The sequence below is a fragment of the Duncaniella dubosii genome (assembly GCF_004803915.1).
Lineage (GTDB): Bacteria > Bacteroidota > Bacteroidia > Bacteroidales > Muribaculaceae > Duncaniella > Duncaniella dubosii.
In genome coordinates this window covers 606781-628872 of sequence record NZ_CP039396.1, presented here as the reverse complement: position 1 = coordinate 628872, position 22092 = coordinate 606781, and the positions used below count along the sequence as shown (strand labels likewise).

16 protein-coding genes and 1 tRNA gene are annotated in these 22092 nt (G+C 49.4%); 9 read left to right on the top strand and 8 right to left on the bottom strand.

Features of this window, described 5'->3' with window-relative positions:
* Window positions 1-20: 20 nt before the first annotated feature.
* The 8 genes from serS (at window position 21) to eno (ending at window position 12617) form a co-directional block, all read left to right on the top strand.
* A complete protein-coding gene (gene serS / locus E7747_RS02730; RefSeq protein ID WP_123614145.1) occupies window positions 21-1292 on the top strand; it encodes a serine--tRNA ligase in 1272 nt (423 codons plus the stop codon).
* Window positions 1293-1417: 125 nt separating this feature from the next.
* Window positions 1418-1753, top strand: a complete 336-nt coding sequence (gene rbfA / locus E7747_RS02725; protein ID WP_123614146.1) for a 30S ribosome-binding factor RbfA — start codon at window positions 1418-1420, stop codon at window positions 1751-1753.
* Between the two features lie 104 nt (window positions 1754-1857).
* Window positions 1858-3087 carry an ABC transporter permease gene (locus E7747_RS02720; RefSeq protein WP_136413948.1) on the top strand — a complete coding sequence of 410 codons (1230 nt, stop codon included), beginning with the start codon at window positions 1858-1860 and terminating at the stop codon, window positions 3085-3087.
* Between the two features lie 101 nt (window positions 3088-3188).
* Window positions 3189-4280: a mannose-1-phosphate guanylyltransferase gene (locus tag E7747_RS02715; RefSeq protein WP_136413946.1), complete on the top strand. Its 1092-nt coding sequence runs from the start codon at window positions 3189-3191 to the stop codon at window positions 4278-4280.
* 47 nt (window positions 4281-4327) lie between these two features.
* Window positions 4328-6610 (top strand): RelA/SpoT family protein, encoded by a 2283-nt coding sequence (locus E7747_RS02710; protein WP_123614149.1) that lies wholly within the window; start codon window positions 4328-4330, stop codon window positions 6608-6610.
* A 223-nt stretch (window positions 6611-6833) separates the two neighbouring features.
* Window positions 6834-7904, top strand: coding sequence for a glutamine-hydrolyzing carbamoyl-phosphate synthase small subunit (gene carA / locus E7747_RS02705; protein ID WP_123614150.1), 1071 nt, complete (start codon window positions 6834-6836; stop codon window positions 7902-7904).
* Between the two features lie 27 nt (window positions 7905-7931).
* Window positions 7932-11156 carry a carbamoyl-phosphate synthase (glutamine-hydrolyzing) large subunit gene (gene carB / locus E7747_RS02700; protein WP_123614151.1) on the top strand — a complete coding sequence of 1075 codons (3225 nt, stop codon included), beginning with the start codon at window positions 7932-7934 and terminating at the stop codon, window positions 11154-11156.
* Window positions 11157-11324: 168 nt separating this feature from the next.
* Window positions 11325-12617, top strand: coding sequence for a phosphopyruvate hydratase (eno, locus tag E7747_RS02695; protein WP_136413944.1), 1293 nt, complete (start codon window positions 11325-11327; stop codon window positions 12615-12617).
* 102 nt (window positions 12618-12719) lie between these two features.
* Here the strand turns inward: eno and E7747_RS02690 are convergent, their stop codons facing one another.
* The 7 genes from E7747_RS02690 to E7747_RS02660 all read right to left on the bottom strand — a co-directional run bounded on the left by E7747_RS02690 (window position 12720) and on the right by E7747_RS02660 (window position 20717).
* Window positions 12720-14069, bottom strand: a complete 1350-nt coding sequence (locus E7747_RS02690) for a 5-methylcytosine restriction system specificity protein McrC (protein WP_136413943.1) — start codon at window positions 14067-14069, stop codon at window positions 12720-12722.
* Entirely contained in the window at window positions 14053-14376 is a 324-nt protein-coding gene (locus E7747_RS02685) for a hypothetical protein (RefSeq protein WP_136413941.1), read from the bottom strand. The genes E7747_RS02690 and E7747_RS02685 overlap by 17 nt, the downstream gene beginning before the upstream one ends.
* Window positions 14377-14477: 101 nt before the next feature.
* A complete protein-coding gene (tnpC, locus tag E7747_RS02680; protein ID WP_136413423.1) occupies window positions 14478-16079 on the bottom strand; it encodes an IS66 family transposase in 1602 nt (533 codons plus the stop codon).
* Between the two features lie 78 nt (window positions 16080-16157).
* On the bottom strand, window positions 16158-16514 hold the full coding sequence (gene tnpB, locus E7747_RS02675; RefSeq protein ID WP_136413421.1) for an IS66 family insertion sequence element accessory protein TnpB: 357 nt from the start codon (window positions 16512-16514) through the stop codon (window positions 16158-16160).
* Window positions 16501-16917, bottom strand: coding sequence for a hypothetical protein (locus E7747_RS02670; protein WP_136413419.1), 417 nt, complete (start codon window positions 16915-16917; stop codon window positions 16501-16503). The genes tnpB and E7747_RS02670 overlap by 14 nt, the downstream gene beginning before the upstream one ends.
* 43 nt (window positions 16918-16960) lie before the next feature.
* Window positions 16961-18907 (bottom strand): McrB family protein, encoded by a 1947-nt coding sequence (locus tag E7747_RS02665; RefSeq protein ID WP_136413939.1) that lies wholly within the window; start codon window positions 18905-18907, stop codon window positions 16961-16963.
* 79 nt (window positions 18908-18986) lie between these two features.
* Complete coding sequence (locus tag E7747_RS02660; protein ID WP_136413937.1) at window positions 18987-20717, bottom strand: SWIM zinc finger family protein; 1731 nt, start codon at window positions 20715-20717, stop codon at window positions 18987-18989.
* A 195-nt stretch (window positions 20718-20912) separates the two neighbouring features.
* Here E7747_RS02660 and E7747_RS02655 point away from each other — a divergent pair.
* Window positions 20913-20986, top strand: a tRNA-Ile gene (locus E7747_RS02655).
* 314 nt (window positions 20987-21300) lie between these two features.
* Here E7747_RS02655 and E7747_RS02650 read toward each other — a convergent pair.
* Entirely contained in the window at window positions 21301-22092 is a 792-nt protein-coding gene (locus E7747_RS02650) for a hypothetical protein (RefSeq protein WP_136413935.1), read from the bottom strand.

Genomic DNA, 22092 nt, shown 5'->3' with positions numbered 1-22092 from the left:
TATTACAACAAGATACACAAATGCTTACCCTTCAGCAAATCAAAGAGGATCCCGAACGCATCATAGCGCGCCTCGCCGTCAAGGGCTTTGACGGAAAGCAGGGAGTCAACGATGTTATCGACTTCGACGACGAACGCCGCAGCCTTCAGTATCAGAACGACAATCTTGCAGCCGAACTCAAGAAGCAGGCTGATGCAATCGGCCGTCTGATGAAGGAAGGCCGTCGCGAAGAGGCCGAGGAAGCCAAAAAGAATGTGGCTGAAATCAAGGCTCAGCAAAAAGAGATAGCCGACCGCCTGACTATAACTGAAAACGCTATCCGCGACATTCTTCTCGGTATGCCAAATATCCCTTGCGACGCAGTGCCGGAAGGCAAGAGCGCGGAGGACAATGTGGTTGAAAAGACCGGCGGCCCGATGCCTGATCTTCCTGCCGATGCCCTTCCTCACTGGGAACTCGCAAAGAAGTACAATCTTATCAACTTTGACCTCGGTGTGAAAATCACAGGTCCGGGCTTCCCTGTCTACATCGGCAAGGGCGCACGTCTGCAGCGTGCTCTCATCCAGTTCTTCCTCGACGAAGCCGGAAAAGCAGGTTACATTGAAATCCAGCCACCCTACGTTGTCAACGAGGCTTCAGGCTACGGAACAGGCCAGCTCCCCGACAAGGAAGGCCAGATGTATTTCATCAATGAAGACAAACTCTACCTTATTCCGACTGCCGAAGTTCCCGTAACCAACATCTATCGCGATGTAATCCTTTCGGCTGACCAGCTTCCGATCAAGAACTGTGCATATTCAGCATGTTTCCGCCGCGAGGCCGGTTCGTATGGTAAGGATGTCCGCGGTCTTAACCGTCTCCATCAGTTTGACAAGGTGGAAATCGTGCGCATTGAAAAGCCTGAGAATTCATATGCCGCTCTTGAGGAAATGAAGGACCACGTGCAGGGACTTCTTGAAAAACTCGGTCTGCCTTGGCACATACTCCGTCTCTGTGGAGGAGACATGAGTTTCACTTCAGCCATCACCTTCGATTTCGAAGTCTACTCTGCCGCACAGGGCCGCTGGCTTGAAGTATCATCGGTTTCCAATTTCGAGACATATCAGGCCAACCGTCTGAAATGCCGTTACCGTGCCGAGGACAAGAAAACACGTCTCTGCCACACTCTCAACGGCTCGGCTCTCGCACTTCCGCGCATCATGGCCGCTCTTCTTGAAAACAATCAGACCCCTCAGGGCATCGTGATTCCTGAATGTCTGCGCCGCTACACAGGCTTCGACATCATCGACTGATTGCCATATTTTCAGTAGTCACGCCCATTAACGGCGGCAACTATTACAGTCGTCGGCGCGTTGTATAAGAGTGGCCCGAGGGACAACATCGGACCGCTTACCACTTATAAAATACAAATGTAATCATGGAATCAACACGTCAAGCTAAAATATCGCGTCTGCTGCAGAAGGAACTCAGTGAGATTTTCCGTCAGCAGACAGCCAAGACCCATGGCACACTTGTGTCAGTGAGCATAGTCAGAGTCTCTCCGGATCTCAGCATCGCCAAGGTATATCTTTCGATATTCCCGTCAGAGAGATCGCAGGAACTTCTCGAAAGCATCAGGAACAATGCCAAGACCATCAGATATGAGCTTGCGCAGAAAGTCCGCTTCCAGTTGAGGAAGTGCCCGGACCTGAGCTTCTATCTTGATGACTCGCTCGACTATATCGACAATATCGACAAGCTTCTCACTAAATAGTTGCCTCGGAAATACGATAAATACGCTTTATATGCGGTGGCGTCGGTTTTTCAACGTCACCGCTTTTATTACATGCCAGTCAATCTTCTTTCCCAATCACCACAATGCCTGCACTAAGGATCGCAATCCGTTATCTGTTGGCCAGAAAAAGCCATACGGCAGTCAATATCATTTCCTATATCTCAATGGCCGGAATCGCCGTGGCCGCTCTGGCTATGGTCTGCGTGCTTTCAGTGTTCAACGGTTTTTCGCAGCTGGCCTCCGACCGTCTTTCGCTTGTAAACCCCGACGTGAAGGTAACGCCAGTCAACACACGTGTCATCTCCGACGCTGATTCGCTTGCCGAAGAGCTGAGGGGGATTCCCGGCGTGCGTGTGGCGCTCCCGACTCTACGCGGTGAAGCCCTCGCCATCTACAACGGGGCGCAGCTCCCGGTCAATATCTGTGGCATCCCCGACGGTTTCGACGAAGTGTCGGCACTGGAGTCGCTGCTCATCGACGGCGAGCCGCTTACAAGTCTCTATGGCTTCGGCGGAGCGTTGCTCGGGGTCGGGGCTGCGGTGCAGCTCGATGCCCGACCGTCGCCCGAACGGGGACTGTTGCTGACTGTCCCCCGCAGACTCGGACGAATAAATCCGGCCTTGCCTATGGCCGCTTTCTCGACGGATACGCTTGTCGTTACTGGTGTCTACCGCAGCAATCAGCCTGAATTTGACAATGCGATGATCTATCTGTCGCTTGACGATGCGCGCAATCTGCTTGACTACACGACCGAGGGCACAGCGATCGAGATAAGCGTCGCCAATGCCCGAGAGACGGCCAAAGTCATTAAACGTATCGAAGAGAAGCTTGGTTCTGACTATCTCGTCGCCGACCGGTTGAGGCAGGAATCACACTCGTTCCGCATGATTTCAATCGAAAAGTGGATCACATTTCTGATGCTTGTTTTTGTGCTTGTCATGGCCTCGTTCAACATTCTATCCTCGCTTTCGATGCTGATAATCGAGAAAGAGGAAAGTCTGAGGATATTAAGCTCGCTTGGAGCAACGGACAGCATGTTGAAGCGCATATTCATGAATCAGGGAGTGCTGGTTGCCGTCACCGGTGGCGGTATAGGTATCACGGTAGGCGTGATTCTGTGTCTGATTCAGGAACATTTCGGAGTCATAACTCTCGGTGGTGACCATTCGCAGATGTCGATTGTGACCTATCCCTGTGTGCCTGAGTTTACGGATGTCCTTATCACAGCCGGGGTGGTCATTGCAATCGGGCTGCTGTCAGGCTGGATAGCTTCGCGTGGCGTGAAAGCGCACGCGGATTCCGACCGGCATTAGAAAATCGCTCCTCTGTTTTGGCTATTGACAATAAAATTCGTAACTTAGCCGATGTAATCTGTGTTATCAATAATCTAATCTATTAACAACTTCAATCAATTATGTCAACCCCTTCAATCCATAGATATTGCGTAATCATGTGTGGCGGAGTCGGAAGCCGCTTCTGGCCGTATTCACGTGAGGACTGTCCCAAGCAGTTCATCGACTTCCTCGGCACAGGACGTTCGCTTCTTCAGATGTCGTATGACCGCATCCTTCCGATTGTCCCGAAGGAAAACATCATAGTGGTGACAAACGAGAAGTATGCGGGGCTTATCCGTGAACAGCTACCTGATATACTTCCCTCGAACATCCTTCTTGAGCCTGCCCGCCGCAATACAGCACCGTGTATCGCATGGGCCGCTTACCATATCGCTGCGCTCGATCCCGAAGCATCCATGATAGTGACTCCGAGCGACCATCTCATCACCCGCGAGAATGTTTTTGAGGACTGTGTGCGCAGAGGATTTGAATTTGTCGAAAGCCACGACGCGCTTCTGACTCTCGGCATCACACCTGTCCGTCCCGAAACCGGCTACGGTTACATACAGATCGGTCAGGAAGCAGAGCCGGGAATCCTGAAGGTCAAGACCTTCACCGAGAAACCCAATCTCGAACTCGCGAAGGTCTTTCTTGACTCGGGAGAATTTTTCTGGAACTCAGGCATCTTCCTTTGGAAAGCATCGTCGATCATCAGCGCGCTCCACAAATATGACGCTGATCTCACATGTCTCTTTGACCGTGGCGTGAGCGACTTCGGTACTCCACGCGAGATGGAGTTCATCAACGCTAATTTCACATCATGTCCCCCAAACTCGATCGACTATGCGGTCATGGAGAAGGCCGACAACGTGTATGTCGAATGTGTGAATTTCGGATGGAACGACCTCGGCACTTGGAGTGCTCTCTATGACAATTCGCCGTGTAACGAGGTCAAGAACGTGGCGCAGAACTGCAATGTGCTGGCCTATGAGAGCACCGGCAACATGTTTGCCGTCCAGTCGCCCGATAAGCTTGTAGTGGTGCAGGGTCTTAATGACTATATCATCGCCGATGCAGGCGACGTGTTGCTGATATGTCCTAAGGCTGAAGAGCAGCGTATCAAACAGATGGTTACGGATGCGAAACTGTCGTTCGGCGACAAGTATCTTTAAGCACCTCCCGGTAAAATCAGTATTCACCACCTTACGCGACCAAGACGATGCAGGAATATAACCTTACTCCCGAGCAGGAAGATGCTCATGTCGAACAGCAGTTCCGTGACTTACTGGACGGCTATCTGGCCAGCAACCACCGCAAGAAGGTGGATATAATCGAGCGTGCGTTCCGTTTTGCCAAGGAAGCTCACAAAGGCGTGAGGCGTCGTTCGGGCGAGCCTTATATCATCCATCCGATAGCGGTGGCCAAAATCGCATCGCAGGAAATCGGTCTCGGCTCGACTTCGATATGCGCCGCTCTGCTCCACGATGTGGTGGAGGATACGGAATATACCGTCGAGGATATCGAACAGCATTTCGGACGGAAAATCGCGCGTATAGTCGAGGGCCTGACTAAGATTTCAGGCGGTATTTTCGGCGACAAGGCTTCGGTGCAGGCCGAAAATTTCCGAAAGCTCCTGCTGACCATGAGCGAGGATATACGTGTCGTGCTCATAAAGATGGCCGACCGTCTGCACAACATGCGTACACTCGGCTCGATGGCTCCCAACAAGCAGTATAAGATTGCCGGAGAGACATTATATATATATGCTCCGCTTGCCCATCGCCTCGGACTGTTTGAAATCAAGACCGAACTTGAGGACCTGAGCTTCAAATATGAGCATCCCGGAGAATATCAGCGCATAACCAAGCTGATTTCCCAGAGCGAGGCCGGACGCGAGATGGTCTATAATGATTTCGCGACCCCAATACTCAAGCGCCTTGACAGCATGGGGCTTAAATATGAGGCCAAGGCCCGGCTGAAGTCGGTCTATTCCATCTGGCGCAAGATGGACACGAAACATATCCCTTTCGAGGAGGTCTATGACCTCTATGCTATGCGTATCATATTCGATACGCCCGACGGAATTTCCGAGAAGGAGATGTGTTTCAAGATTTATTCGGCACTGACCGACCTTTACCGACCGCATCCCGACCGTACCCGTGACTGGATTACAAATCCTAAGGCCAATGGTTATCAGGCTCTTCATGTCACTCTCATGGGTCCTGACGGGAACTGGATCGAGGTTCAGATACGGAGCCGCAGGATGGACGAGATTGCCGAAAAAGGCTTTGCCGCACACTGGAAATATAAAATCGGGGAGCATGAGGAGGAAAGCGAGCTTAATGTATGGCTCAAGACCATCAAGGACATCCTTGACGATCCGACACCCAATGCGATTGACTTCCTTGACACTCTCAAGCTCAATCTTTTCGCGACTGAGATTGTCGTCTTTACGCCGAAAGGCGAGCTGCTGACTCTTCCTGCGGGGGCTACCGTGCTTGATGTGGCTTTCACGCTACACTCGCAGCTCGGCTTCAGGTGTATAGCCGGAAAGGTCAACCATAAGCTTGTGTCGCTTTCCCACCGGCTCAATTCCGGCGATCAGGTTGAGGTTCTGACCTCTCATTCCCAGTCGCCGAAGCCTGAATGGATGGCGTTTCTTGCCACGGCCAAGGCCAAGACACGTCTGCGAAAGGAGCTGAGAAAAGTCCAGCAGCCGGTCATCGAGGAGGGTAAAAAGATTTTTGACCAATTCATAGCGCAAAACGACATCATTGTCAACAACAGTGTGATGACAAAGATTCTCGGCATATATCACGTCGCCACCCGCGAGGAACTTTTCTATAAGCTCGGAAGCGGAGAGGTGTCGATTGACGATTATCTGAATGTCAACACATCGCGTGGCGCGCGTTCGCTTGTGTCGCGGCTGTTCCGTCTCGGATTCGGAGGAGACAACAAGAAGACGAAGGTCAAGAAACTTCTGTCGGTTCCCGACTCTGACACCGCTGCCAAGGCCGCGCGTCCGAAAATCAACACCAAAGAGACCTACGTGTTGCGTTTCAACGAGCAGGAGAGCAATTTTGCATTTGCCGAGTGTTGTCGTCCGATTCCGGGCGACGAGGTGATGGGCTTCATCACCGACGAGGGAACTGTCGAAGTACACTCGCTGACATGTCCGCGTGCTCAGGTGCTGAAAGCAAGTTTTGGTTCGCGGATTGTCGCGACAAAATGGGATGAAATCAGCGGAAGCTTCCTTGCGAATATCCGCATCGAGGGTATCGACCGTCACGGCATACTTCAGGAACTTACGCGCATGATTTCGACGGCGCTCAACATCGATATCCGCCGTCTCAACATCGAGGCCGACAAGGAAGTGTTTACGTGTGACCTCGGAGTCCTCGTCTCGAACACAGAGGCGGTTGTGGAGCTTTGCAAAAGCATCCTTAAAATCGAAGGAGTCCGCAAGGCAGACCGCGTGAGGGTCTACGAACAGGAACAGTAGTCGTAAATCAGACTTCATGACACGAGAGTGGCGCACAGGTTTTTCAGCCGATGCGTCACTCTTGTTATATGCCGGTGGGTAACACTGAAATGCCAAATAATATAAAATGAGGCAGTGGCGTTTCGATTTTTAGCCGGTGAGACATGTAATGTGGTGAAAAAGTCGTAACTTTGCACACGGGTAATAGTGCACCCCTTTCAAACTTCATAATCCATTCCATCGCATGCGACAGTTTAAGCGCGCCGTCCTGCTCCTCGAAGACGGCACCACTTTTGAAGGAAAATCCTTTGGCTATGAAGCCTCAACTGCCGGCGAAGTGGTGTTTAACACCGCTATGACCGGCTATCCGGAAAGTTTGACGGATCCCTCGTATGAAGGGCAGATTCTCGTCACCACCTATCCGATTCTCGGCAACTACGGCGTTCCTCCGCGTCGCGAGAAAGACGACGTCAGTGAATATTACGAAAGTGACAAGATTCATTGTCAGGCCATCGTGGCTCAGGATTATTCCTATGACCATTCCCACTGGCAGGCGGACCGCTCTCTGGCCCAGTGGCTGCAGGAGGAAAAAATCCCCGGAATCTACGGCATTGACACACGTCAGCTCACCAAGCATCTCCGCGAACATGGTTCGATGCTCGGCAAAATAGTGATTGACGGTTGTGGAGATGTCGATTTTTATGACCCGAACGTTGAAAACCTCGTCGGAAAAGTAAGTTGCAAAGAGGTCGAGGTTCACGGTGACGGAGAAAAGACCGTGGTTCTTGTCGACTGCGGAGTCAAGCACAATATAATCCGCTGCCTCACACGCAGAGGTGTCAAGGTGGTAAGAGTTCCTTGGAACTACGACTTCACCACAATCCCCTACGACGGACTGTTTATCTCGAATGGCCCGGGTAATCCTGACATGGCCGAGGCTACCGTAGCCAATATCCGCAAGGCCATGGAAATTGGCAAGCCGATATGCGGTATCTGCATGGGTAACCAGCTTCTTGCAAAGGCTGCCGGCGCAAAGACATATAAACTGAAATACGGTCACAGAAGCCACAATCAGCCGGTGCGCCGCGTCGGGACAGAAAACTGTTTCATCACTTCGCAGAACCATGGATTCGCGGTCGACAATGCGACGCTCCCCGAGGAGTGGGAACCGCTTTTCATCAATATGAACGACGGCACTAACGAGGGTATCCGCCATAAGTCGAAACCATATTTCTCAGCCCAGTTCCATCCTGAGGCAAGTTCCGGCCCTAAGGACACGGAGTTCCTTTTCGATGAATTTATCAATATGCTTTAACGTCATCCCCTCAGATATTCTTTCATCATGCGTAACGAGAACATCAAGAAAGTATTGCTGCTTGGTAGCGGCGCGTTGAAAATCGGTGAGGCCGGTGAGTTTGACTATTCAGGCTCACAGGCACTCAAGGCCATGAAGGAGGAGGGGATTACCACCGTCCTCATCAACCCCAATATCGCGACCGTCCAGACATCCGACGGTTTTGCCGACAAGATCTATTTCCTTCCGGTGACACCCTATTTCGTTGAACGTGTCATCCGCAAGGAGAAGCCTGACGGTATCCTGCTTGCATTCGGCGGTCAGACCGCACTTAACTGCGGAGTGGAGCTCCATCGCTCCGGCATCCTTGAAAAATATGGAGTGGAAGTGCTCGGAACACCCGTGCAGGCCATCATGGACACGGAAGACCGCGAGCTTTTCGTGAAAAAGCTCGATGAGATAGATGTGAAGACCATCAAGAGCGAGGCTGTCAACTCGATAGCCGATGCCAAGAATGCGGCGGCCGCTCTGGGATATCCTGTCATTGTCCGCGCTGCCTACGCCCTCGGAGGTCTCGGCAGCGGTTTCTGCGACAACGAGGAGGAGCTTGTGGCTCTCGTCGAGAAGGCTCTGGCATTTTCGCCTCAGGTGCTTGTCGAGAAGTCGCTCAAGGGGTGGAAGGAAGTCGAATATGAGGTTGTGCGCGACCGTTTCGACAACTGTATCACAGTCTGCAACATGGAAAACTTCGACCCGCTGGGCATACATACCGGCGAGTCAATCGTGGTCGCTCCGTCGCAGACTCTCTCGAACGAGGATTATCACTGGCTGCGCAAGCTTGCCATCAAGATTATCCGTCACATCGGCATCGTCGGTGAATGTAACGTGCAGTATGCGTTCGACCCGACTTCGATGGACTACCGAGTAATCGAGGTCAACGCTCGTCTGAGCCGTTCGTCGGCACTTGCGTCGAAGGCCACCGGTTATCCCTTGGCATTCGTTGCTGCGAAACTCGGACTCGGCTACGGTCTTTTTGACCTTAAGAATTCAGTGACAAAAGAGACTTCGGCGTTCTTTGAGCCGGCTCTTGACTATATAGTATGTAAGATTCCTCGCTGGGACCTCGGAAAATTCCACGGTGTACGACGCGAAATCGGATCGTCGATGAAATCAGTCGGCGAGGTGATGGCTATCGGACGTACATTCGAAGAAGTCATCCAGAAGGGACTCCGCATGATCGGTCAGGGCATGCACGGTTTCGTCGGCAATAACCAGCGCGACCTTCCCGAGCTTGAACACGCTCTGAAAGAGCCTACCGACAAGCGTATTTTCGCTATCGCACAGGCTCTGTTCAAAGGATACACCGTCGACCGCATTCATGAACTGACCAAAATCGACAAATGGTTCCTCTATAAGCTTCAGAACATCATCGCCACAGCCAAGGAGCTTAGCGGCTATGATGAAGTCGAAGCAATCCCGGAAGCATTGTTGCGTCAGGCAAAGGAACAGGGCTTCAGTGACTTCCAGATTGCACGCGAGGTATATCAGGACAAACTGACCGATCCCGAGAAATCGCTGCTCGAAGTCCGCGCTTTCCGCAAACAGCTCGGAATTCTCCCTGTTGTCAAGCAGATCGACACTCTTGCCGCCGAATATCCCGCTCAGACCAACTATCTCTATCTGACATACAACGGTCGCGAAAACGATGTGAACTATCTACACGACCACCGTTCGATTGTGGTGCTCGGTTCAGGAGCTTACCGCATCGGTTCGTCGGTCGAATTTGACTGGTGCTCGGTCAATGCGCTTCTTACCGTCAAGAAGGAGGGCTGGCGTTCGGTGATGATTAATTACAATCCCGAAACCGTCTCGACCGACTATGATATCTGTGACCGTCTCTATTTCGACGAGCTTACTTTCGAGCGTGTGATGGATATTCTTGATCTTGAACAGCCTCACGGAACGATACTTTCAGTTGGCGGTCAGATTCCAAATAATCTCGCGACCCGTCTCGACGCGCAGAACATCAATATTCTCGGAACCACTGCGCAGAGCATCGACAATGCCGAGGACCGCAACAAATTCTCGGCCATGCTTGACCGTCTCGGCATTGACCAGCCACGCTGGCGCGAACTTACAAGCCTCGAAGACATCAACGACTTCATCGACGAGGTGGGCTTCCCGGTGCTTGTCCGTCCGAGCTATGTGCTTTCAGGAGCGGCGATGAACGTATGTCACAACCAAGAGCAGCTGACACGCTTCCTGCAGCTTGCAGCCAACGTGTCGAAGCAGCATCCGGTGGTGGTGTCGCAGTTCATTTCCGGTGCTAAGGAAATCGAGATGGATGCCGTGGCGCAGGACGGCGAGATTGTGGCATACGCTATTTCGGAACATATCGAATATGCCGGTGTCCACTCAGGCGACGCAACCATTCAGTTCCCGCCTCAGAAACTCTATGTCGAGACCATGCGCCGCATCCGCAAGATTTCACGCCAGATCGCAAAGGCTCTCGAAATCTCCGGCCCGTTCAACATCCAGTTCCTTGCCAAGAACAACGACATCAAGGTTATCGAATGTAACCTTCGTGCGTCGCGCAGTTTCCCATTTGTGTCGAAGGTGCTCAAGATTAATTTCATCGACCTTGCAACACGCGTCATGCTCGGTCTGCCTGTCGAGAAACCGTCGAAGAATGCTTTTGACCTCGATTATGTCGGCATCAAGGCTTCGCAGTTCAGCTTCTCGCGTCTGCAGGGCGCTGACCCTGTGCTCGGAGTCGACATGGCTTCGACAGGCGAGGTGGGCTGTATCGGCGTAGACTCTTCCGAAGCACTCATAAAGGCTATGATTTCTGTCGGCAACCGCGTTCCGTCGAAGGCTGTGCTTATGTCGACCGGTACGGCTAAACAGAAGGCCGACCTTCTTGATGCGGCTCATGAGCTTGCCAACCGTGGCTACACGATTTATGCGACAGGCGGTACGCATGCCTATCTCAACGACAACGGTATTCCTGCAATCCGTGTCTACTGGCCGTCGCAGCCCGACATGCAGCCTCAGGCCATCGAGCTTCTCCATGACCACAAGGTTGACATGGTGATCAACATCCCAAAGAATTTCTCGACCACAGAGCTGACAAACGGCTATAAGATCCGTCGTGCGGCTATTGACCTCAATATCCCGCTGATGACAAACGCACGTCTCGCATCGGCATATATTGACGCGTTCACCACACATCCGCTTGATGAAATCGAGATTAAGAGCTGGGATGAGTATTAATGAGTATTTTTTCTAAGCTTTTACAAAATACAATAAAAATTAAACAAACACTTGTTGCAAAGCCTCGGGATAATTCGTAAATTTGCCTTCGCATTTACGAAAATCATCAGTTCGCCCAAGAGGCTATCCAATAAAGGTAAAAAACTCAATTATAATTAACCATAGACTATGAAAATTGAAAAAATTATCGGTCGTGAAGTCCTTGACTCACGTGGCAATCCTACCGTTGAAGTAGACGTAATCCTCGAATCAGGCGCATTCGGTCGCGCATCTGTTCCCTCAGGCGCATCTACAGGTGTGAACGAGGCTCTCGAACTCCGCGACGGTGACAAGTCTCGCTACATGGGCAAGGGTGTCCAGAAGGCTGTCGCTAACGTAAACGGTCCTATTGCTGACGCTCTCAAGGGCATGAGCGCTCTCAATCAGATCAAGATTGACGAGACAATGCTCGCTCTCGACGGAACTGAAACCAAATCAAACCTCGGTGCAAACGCAATCCTCGGTGTTTCTCTCGCCGTTGCAAAGGCAGCAGCAAACTATCTCGATCTTCCCCTCTACAAGTATATCGGTGGCTGCAACAGCTACGTGCTCCCCGTTCCGATGATGAACATCATCAACGGTGGCGCTCATTCTGACGCTCCCATCTGCTTCCAGGAATTCATGATCCGTCCTATCGGCGCATGCTGCTTCAAGGAAGGTATCCGCATGGGCACTGAAGTGTTCCACAACCTCAAGAAGGTGCTCCACGACCGCGGTCTTTCAACTGCAGTAGGTGACGAAGGTGGTTTCGCTCCCGCACTTGACGGAACTGAAGACGCTCTCAATGTCATCATCAAGGCTATCGAAGCTGCCGGCTATGTTCCCGGTAAGGATGTGACTATCGGTCTTGACTGCGCTTCTTCTGAATTCTACAAGGACGGCCGTTATGACTACACTTGGAAGCAGGGCGCTGACGCTCCCAAATATACTTCGGAAGAACAGGCCAAGTATCTTCAGGAACTCGTTAACGCTTACCCCATCGATTCAATCGAGGACGGTATGGCAGAAGGCGACTGGGAAGGCTGGAAGATTCTTACCGACCTTATCGGTGACCGTTGCCAGCTCGTTGGTGACGACCTCTTCGTAACCAACGTTAAGTATCTCGAAAAGGGTATCGAAATGGGTTGCGCAAACTCAATCCTCGTTAAGGTTAACCAGATCGGTTCACTCACTGAGACTCTCCGTGCCGTAGAACTTGCTCAGCGCAACGGTTACACTGCAGTTATCTCTCACCGTTCAGGTGAAACTGAGGATGCAACTATCGCTGACATCGCAGTTGCTACCAACGCCGGACAGATCAAGACCGGTTCTGCAAGCCGTTCTGACCGTATGGCGAAGTACAATCAGCTTCTCCGCATTCAGGAAGAACTCGGCGACGCTGCTCAGTATGGCTATGGCAAGAAGACCAAGCGTGCAGAATAATCGAGCCTGAAACTTCGATAAAAATCAATGCCGACCCTGACCGGGCCGGCATTTTTTATTGTAGGATGTTGAATTGCTTCATGGTTTTGGCGGAGAGGTGTGTCAGGGTAGGGGTGTGTCATTCTCTCTGAATACAGATGTCAGAATCGTTTTAAATTCGTTTTCTGATGTCTTCATAGCTGCTTTGAAAGCATTGTAGTTCACGGCTGCGCGTGGGATTCGCAATGATGAAATGTATAGCGTTGCACCATGATCTTTGCCGTGTCCGTTTAGCCGGAATGGTTGAATTTGTGTACAATCAACCGCCGGCTGTATGATGACCCCATGTCTGCTTTTCAAGGTGTACATATAGGTGAGCATCTGGTTTATATCGTTGCGGGTGTCGATGCTCACTTTGTATTTGGCATCAATGACTGTCTCGCTGTCATAGAAGTCAGGGAAGCGTATGAAGTGGTTGCATTGGCTGAGGTAAATGCCGCCACGGTTTGAACGGTTGTCGGGGTGCTTGAATCCGAGAGGGCGTAGGAGTGTGAAGAGATATTCTTCCCAGAGATAAGATATGTCGAACAATATGCCGTAGATCCTGTCGCCGTTTGGTCCATATTTAAGTCTGTCATGGTTCAGTATACGCATGCAGATTTGTTGCAGAGGTTTATATCGGGTGTAATAGGGATGGCTTAAGGGTTTTAGATTGTCTTTTATTATTTTGCTGCGGTCTTGTCGGCGGTAGCCCGGGGTGGCAGCTATTATCCGAGAAACGGAAGCATGGGTTTCAGCTTCATTTTCCAGCAGTTTCTTGCCTATGTCTGTCGTGGCGATGTGTTCGATCGTATGGCGTATCAATTGTGTCACACGGTTGTCGTAGCTTAGCTCCCGTGTGTGGTATGCCACACGGCCGTTGAAAGGAATGTTGGCGTTTATGTGCCGGTTTATGTCGATGACACCTCTGATGTTGGCATCGTTATAGCTGTTATGACGGTAATCCTTATAAATGCCTTGCATAAGAGCTTCGTTGAGGTGTTTTGGAAACAGAAAGAGAAGGAAGTCAAACAGAGTTTCCGGCCTGGAACTGTGGCTGAGATTGAATATGTTGATACATAGTGCTTTTTGCAGCATATAGTGAAGGAAATAATCTTCCCCGGTGTTTTCGGAGAACCGGGATTTTATGGTGATGTCACAGCCGTCTATACCGATGAACCCTACGACATTTCCTGTCGATATATCAGAGCCGTCACATTTACCGTCTCTCCATATTGTCTGCCATGACAATATGCTCTGACTGCCGATTTTATCTTTGCTCTGCCGGAATGAATGGGGATAGATGAGCAGATTGTTGCCATGACTGTCGACAATATCCTTGACAGGCCGGTTGGCTATTGCCCGCAACGCATCGTATGCGCATAGTTCATCGGCTTTAACACTATAAGGGGTGTTGTCATTCAGGCATAACATCGGAGTCTGTTTTAAAGAAAATATTCTCAAGCATTTTTAGATTTTCCATAGCGTCGACAGAGCCTCGCAGATATTCAAACAGTACTCCACGCAAATGGTTGTCCCAAAGGAGTCGGTAGGCTTCATCCACGTTGCTTTGATTTTCGTCAAGATAGTGGGTGAGCTTGCAGAAATACGCTCCTCCGATATGGTAGGCATTATTCAGACCTTCGATTCCGTTGCCGGTAGCGGAATTCCAGATGGCGTTGTTGAGATTGTTCATTTTTGTGATGACTTCCTCTTTCAAGTCGCCGAGGACATCAAGCATTTCCGTATTATCGGCAGCAATGATTTCCTGCCATGCAAAACGTACAACCGTCCGCGACAGCAGGTATAGCTTAAAAAAATAGCCGTCCAGGTTTTGGGCGGCTATTTTTGTGAGAGTTTCCAGCGGTCGGGAAGCAGGTCGCGGTATTTTTCGATCGGGGTGTTTGGCGGCCATGCGGCACATCGGTCGATTATGTCGCAGAAGTAGTCGAAGACGTTGACTCCGCAGCGGTGGCAGGTGATCGCAAGAGAGTGGTACAGGGCGGCGGCTTCGGCTCCGGAGTGGGAGCCGATTGTAAGTCGGCGACGGGTCAGGGATATGTAGCGGTTGATTCGCTCGACTTCGTTGTTGTCGAGTCTGTAGGTGGGTGAGGCAAAGATGCGTGGTATCTCGTCCCATTGTTTGAGTGCATGTTCGGTGGCGGCGAGCAGCGGGTCGTCGGGTGGCACGCCGATGCGGTCTTTGACTGCTGTCAGTCTCATGCGGATTTTCTCGAGCATCACCTTGGAGTATCGTTGTCTCCACTCAAGGTGCTTTCCCGCCGTCCATCCGTCTTTGCCTATGCGGTGCTGATGCTCGAAGTGGTAAAGGAGTCCGAAGAGCTTTGCTATTTCCTGCGCCTTTGGATTGTCTTTCAGATCGAGAAACTTTCGCTTGATGTGCTGCAGGCATGGCAAGCGTTTTATCCCGCTCATCCCACCGATTCCGATATGCCGGTATCCCGAGTAATAGTCGCACTGGAAGGCTCCGTTGAAGCCTTTTATGTGTTGCTCGAAGACTTCGGCCGAGCGGGAGCCGTCGTCATAGAAGAAGTACACAAGCCCGGTTGTCATGCCGACGAACACCCATATGTAGCCTTTCTTGATCTTTCTTCCCGAAGGAGTTGCCACCTGCAGCCGCACTTTCTGATAGGTCTCGTCACCGCAGATATAATTGTCCGCGACTATTGCCTGACCCAGCGCCTTGTATAGATTTTCCAGATGTACCCTTACCTTACTTACGAGCTTCTGTGCGGTGCCTTTGTCAAGGTCGAAGCCGTGGGCACGGAAGTATTCGACAGCATTTTCAAGTGGCATGCAGTGGAGATAGCGTAGCTCGGCGAGTCCGGCTATGAAGGAAGATGTATACTGCGAGTTAAGCAGCGGTGTGGCGGGTGCGGAACCTTTGTATATTTTCTCGTCCTGCACGTATTTTCTGACCTTGTAGATAATTTTTTTGAAGCGCATCGGCTCCATGACGTAGCGCACGACATCGCACTCGCCGATAAACGTCGCCGCCTCGGGATTGAAGTCCGGACTGTCAGGCTCCACTATAATGGTCTCCACCTCACACTCCGGATGCGTCTTCCTTTTGGCGCCGTTGTTGGTACGTTTCTTCTCTGGCTTCTGCTGTCGAGTTTCGGATGTGGCAGGAGTCGTCACCGGTTTCTTCTGACGCTCCGACGGCGAGCCCTGCAGACGCTGCACTGCCTGACGCGCGGCTTTCTCTTTGCTCAGTTCCGCACTTTTGCCTTTCATAGCCTCCTCCATTGAGGCCATTTGCTTGCGCAGTTCATCTACAGTCGCCACAAGCTTCTCGTTGGTCGACTGCAGCTTTTCATTGGATAAAGTAAGCGAGCTGACAGAGGCCAACGCCTCGTCGAGCCGCCCTTGAAGGAACTCGATCTGACGTTGCAGAAACTCTATCAACTCGTTCTTTTTCATGGTGTAAAGTTACAAAAAATATCTGACATTTGCAACTTTCCACGCCATTTATTTATTTGATTAACAAATTATTAAGCCTTATTTTACGGCCATTCTGAAGCGATTTTCGACCATCACCTTCACAGGCGTGAGGCCCCTCATCAGCATATAGAAATCGTCCCATTGGAGCCTGCGCACGCCGTCATCGCCCTTTTTGAGCACCTCCCGGAAACGGCCTCGCGACAGTCTTTTTGTGTACATCAAAAATCCGTCGCCATCCCATTTCAACGCCTTCATGGTCTTGCGGTCCTTTGAGAAAAACACATACACATCGCCCGATGCCGGAGAATGCCCCTTCCACGACCACACCATCTGGGCCAGACCCCGGATGCCGTAGCGCATCGATACCGGCTGCCGGCATACCCAGAGCCGCATATCCGCCTCAAGACTCCACATCACTCCTGCGTGTCATGACATCCACCAGAAGCGCCAGCCCCTCCGCGCTTATCTCTCCCAGACTCACGCCTCGGCCCCAACCGAGTTCGATGTGCACGTCACGCACGACACTGGTGGCACCGACATCCCGGCTCTCATCCGCAACCTGAATACCGGGAACCTTAACCTCCCGGAATAACGGCCCGCCACCTTCCCGCGACGAATCCGGTCTCTCCGGCAGACTGCGTTGATAATCGCTTATGCTGATTTTGCGGCGCCGAAGCCACTCATAAAGCCGCTGGACGTTGACGCCGGTACCGGCACAGAAACGGTTCAATGCGATATAGCCGTCTGTCTCGCATTGATTCTTGTAACGCGTCCATGTCTCTGAATAGACATCGGACAAAGACTTGTTATAACCCATGATTCTTTTTGTCGACAAAGATACAACTCTCTTTCGGAGTTCGTCAATATGCTATCGCGGATGGTTGTACTGCAAAACGTCTGCGCATTGCAAAATCAATGCTTTCGACACTACGGTCAATATCATTCATTGTCCCTATCAGGTAGACATTGTCAGGTACAAAGAATCCTTCATAAAAAGAATCGGATTTATCAGTGATAAGATTCTGGTATTGGGTCTTGACCTTTCCCTTTTTGCCTCTATAGCCCGGATCGATGCTGAAAAATAGCTCTCCGAAAATTTTGGAAATCTCACCACGGTTTATTTCGTCGATTATGAAGACGAAAGGCTTATTTGTGCAGAATTGTGCGTCTGTCTGCTGGTTATGTGGTGTTGTTGAATTGGAAGGTGCAATAGGCGATAATTTGTTTTTAGTTGGATTATCATGGCTCATATTTAGCAATTCTTGAACTATTCCTCTGTAATAAGTATAGTTAAGCGTATTGCCTATAATTTGACAGAATTCGTTAAATGTGCACCGTGTTATATCATATATATGCTTGTCTTTATAATAATGGTAGATCTTAAAAACATAATCAATATTTATATAATTTGAGTCAAAACGGTCTCCTTTTTTATAAAGGATATAATTGTCCTCAACACGTACATCCATAATATTTTTAGGATATTTAGTGTATAAAGTGACCTCACGATTTATTATGCGGCGTTTTAAATCTTCATATAGCTGATAGAAAGTCCTTGTATTTGATGGCTCACATTGAGTATTTGTCTTATTAATATGCTTATAAGGTTTTTGATTAAAACTGTTATCAAAGCAAATTGCTGATTTGCAGAATTCCTTGAACACTCCGTCTTTTCGCTCAAATCCGATATTGCCGTTTTTGTCAGGCGGGGTGGGGCGGAGTCCTTCTACAAAATCAGTGTAATCGTAGGATGGATGGAATTGGACAAATCCTGTCTCTGCATTCATTTCTTCTGCGATAGCTTTGGCGAGATATGTCTTGCCTGTGCCGGGAGCACCTGTGAGAATAAGGTTTTTGTTGGCTTTCAGAAGATTGATGTAGTGCTCGTATTTATAATGTTTCTCCATATTCCACGGATTTAGTTTTAGAAGGTAATTGTTGATATAGTCGGGAATTTCTTTTCGTGTCAGTGTCCCGTAAGGTTGCCATTGCTTTTCGGTCGGGGAGATGTTTAATTCGGCGGTAAGAATATAGCCTTGTTCTTTGAAACAAAGCCATGCGACTTCGACGTAGTGAGAGTAGAAAGAATCTTCGTCATTGTCATCTTTTCCGGCATAATGGATATTTTCATCATATTTATATCCGGAAGTGGCGATGCCTATTCCCCACAGTCCGCGGTTATTGTTGGTGCAGCAGATTATATCGCCTTCTTTTATCAGCTTCATGAGGCTGAAGGCTTCCGCGGCTTTCGGCTGGTCGGCATATATCTTTTTTATATCTTCAATAGCAACATCGGAGTAGTCATCATTCTCCCATCCGATTGCAGCGATGCCCTTGTCGCGGAAACTTTTCCACGCCGTTTCCTTTTGGCCGTTACAATGTGTAGGGCTGATGAAGAAGCAATGGCGTTCGGATTCCAGATCGTTAAGATTCATGTTGGCAGGAATGAAAAATTTAGGCTCATTACGCTGTAAATCGAATCTCTTCAGAAATTCGTCAAATTTCATTGTTAGCCAAGGGTCTTCCACGTCCTTATACAGTTTAAGATTGCGGAAGTTATCGTTGGTCTGAGTTCCGTCGCCACGCATCTCGCAATGTTTTTGCCAAGTGTTGTCCTTGTAGCCGCTGAAACGGCTGGGAGAAAACATGAGCGTGTTGCCGAAAGGCTCGACGATGAAACATTTGCCTTTCATAAAACGCTCCAATGCCCATCCCCTTTCGTTTTCATCTGAGAGGGTATAGGAATATAGTGTATAGATATTTTTTATGACATCTGTCCGGGTTTCGATAAAATCTGTTCGGTCCATAGATCTTATGATCGGTTGAGGTTTGTGTGAATAAGTAAAAAGGTTATATATTGCAGAGAATGACAGTGGGCTGATTCTGTCATAGATTCCTGAGTTCTTCAATCAATGCCCGGCGTCTGGGATATTTGTTTTTCAGTTCGGTAGCAAGGTCGTCGGCAGTCCGGCGCTCGCCTAATTTTTTCAGATGCCTTAGATAGCGTGTCACTTGCTGGTAGGAGCTGCGCCCCATGTTCCGGTCGGTAAAGAGCCGTATTGATTCGACATATAGGCTGATGAATTCGTCGTGATGCAGGGTTTTGAAGTATGGTTCTGCTTCTTCGAGATGTGGGAGGTCGGGGTGAAGGGTGAGGAGGTGGAAATATTCATCCCACATGCTTTCCTTGATGTAAATGAATTTAAGATTGTCGAATGTCGAATATCTGTTTGCCGTTTTAATTCTGGAAATAAGATTTGCCACACATTCACTCCAGTCCTCCGCCGGTATATTCTCCTTGATCAGCCGGTAAATTTCGTCCTTGTCAGTTCTGATATTGGAGTCATCTAAAAATATTTTTTGTGCGAGACTTGCTATATTGGGAGCGTCATTCAGGAGTATGTATATTTTCAGTTTATAATCCTCCCATGCGTGGGTGAGAGCAGTCCAGCTATCGTCAGAAGCAATTCCTTCATCTGCGAGACGGAGAGCAGTGTCATAGTCTTTAGAATCGATGGCCGATTGGAGAAGTCTTTCCCTGAAATCCGGGTTTGCACGGTTTTCATATATGAATTTATCGGCGGCATCCTTTGAATAACGTTTTTCAAGGAGTCGGGCCATTATCTCCATCCCGTCGCGTTCTCGCAATGAAGATGGCTCATATTTGCCGATGGGGATTGATTTTTCAATCCGGTCCAGTCCCTTGTCGTCAGAGGCGAGTTCTAAGGCTGCCTTAATGAAATTTATGTTCCATCCCCATCCGGAAAGGAAGCCGGTTTCATAGTTTTTCATAACGTAGTCGAACAGCTCTGTCCGCAGCGGTTCGGGAATACATCCGGCAGCTATATTGTTTAGGATACTAAAAGCTCTGGCTACGACTGCTCCGAGATAACCGTTGCTGTCGTCACCACACGAGACGATTGTTTCAGCTTCCTCGATGACGGCTTTTATTTTGGCAAATGCCGCTTCCCATTGCCCGTTTGAAATATTTTCTTGCGTGTGATCAAGAATTTCCTGTATGCTGTTTCCGACCATTCGTGCAGAGTGGTATTCGACATATCCGTAACGTCCGCCGGCTTCTGAGATAATAGAGCGGATCTGAGAACGGTAGGTTTCAGTGGAAGGAGGCATGACTTTTTCGCCATACATACTGACGAGACGCATTTTCACGGCGCGGTCTGAAATCTCATTTCGGATAAAGCTCTTAAGTTCTTCGGGTGAGAGCGAATCAAGAATCCTGTCAATATCTTTAGTCGTGATATTTTTTCTTTTTGGAACGGAAGCGGATTTTGATTTTATATCTTTCCTTGAATCTGACGGTGTGATGTCTTCATATTCTGTAAAAGAATCATGCTGAAGTTCGAACAGTGCAGCCACGACATGCTTGCATACAGGCCCCATGTCATACGGACAGTCACAACTGTAGTCGACCACCTCATCACCGTCAGTTGAAATGTGGACTTTATAAGGCTCATTGCCTACTACGATGAAATCAATTTCCTTGCCATCGTCTGAACGCTCGATTTCATCAACGCGGTCTGCTCTATAATATTTCAGTCCGCGCTGAAGTATTGTAGGGTCGACTTGCTGTTCGAATAGCTTTAAATTAAGTTTCATCGTAGGGTAAATGTGCGTAGGAGGGATGACATGAAGATTATTTGCAAATATAATGAATTATCGGCACGCAGGATAAAATTTTTTCAAAAAAATGCCAAACATATTGTTGGAAATAAAAAAAATGTCTAACTTTGCAACGCTAAAAGTTCTGAGGCTTATGCCTTATGCGTATCTGATAGCTACGCAATTGCGTAAGGTCCTATAGCTCAGTTGGTTAGAGCACCTGACTCATAATCAGGGAGTCCTTGGTTCAAGCCCAAGTGGGACCACCTCTTGAAAACTAAGCAGTTACGAAATGAATCGTAGCTGCTTTTTCTTTTGCTTTGAACACAAATCTGAACACAACTCCGCGCCAACTCATTTCGAGCCGCTTTGGCATACACCATGTTCATGCCCTTGTGTTCAAATTCTGTGTTCAAACTATAGCTGAGGAAAAAGAAAATTATGGGGAGCCATTTTCTTTTGCCCCGCCTCTATATATAGGTTTAGGTTTAACCGGGCATATATAAAGCCCGAACCAAACCAAAATAGATGAATATATTTGCGAAAGAGAAATGTTAAACTATGCTCTCGTTGCAGATAGCTATCTTGTGAGTATGCCGTGTAGAATTTGACCAACAGGAAGGCCGATTGCTACTTTTTTCTTTCCGGTGCCTACTTTGACGTAGGGAGTAACTATTGGTTCGGGACGGTATTCCCGGGTGTACACCTGTTGGACGGTCTGGACACCGACAAGAACCCCAAATCGCTCGCCTAACGATTGGTTGACGTACCCTCCGAATTTAGACGTATCGTAGTAGCCAACCATTGCTGGTGGCATTGGCAGTCCGCCGCCAATCATAGGCGGTCTGCCGAAATAGTATGTGCCAAATGCTGTGAATGAGGTTGTCGGAGATAAATTATATGTGATGCTTCCATCCACTCCGTATTGAGTGTGTATGCCTCTGAAAAATCCATACTTGTTAACTTTCCCTCCAACATATATGTCAAAGTTCCCAAATCGATGAAATACACGGAGAGCACCACTGTCAATCTGCATCAGTCCCGGATATACCGTAGTACCGCCCGAGGCTATGAATTCCCCATTTGTCCACCGGAAGATTGAAGCTTGTCCCGGAGCAAAGGTAAAATCGGGGATATTCAGTTTTAAAGGAGCTGAAGCACTATTATCGACGAGCGGGGTGTTCTCAGGGGCATATTGAAATGTCGGACCGATGTATGAGGTCAGATTGTCGCTTTTGACTAAACCGCCGATATTGATGGATTTAGCCAATGAGTCGCAGCGCAGACTGATTGTGTCCGGCACTTCCCGCTGTGCGAAACCCGCCAGCGGTGCCGCCAGGCAGATAACAAATGTAAGGATGTAAGCTTTCAT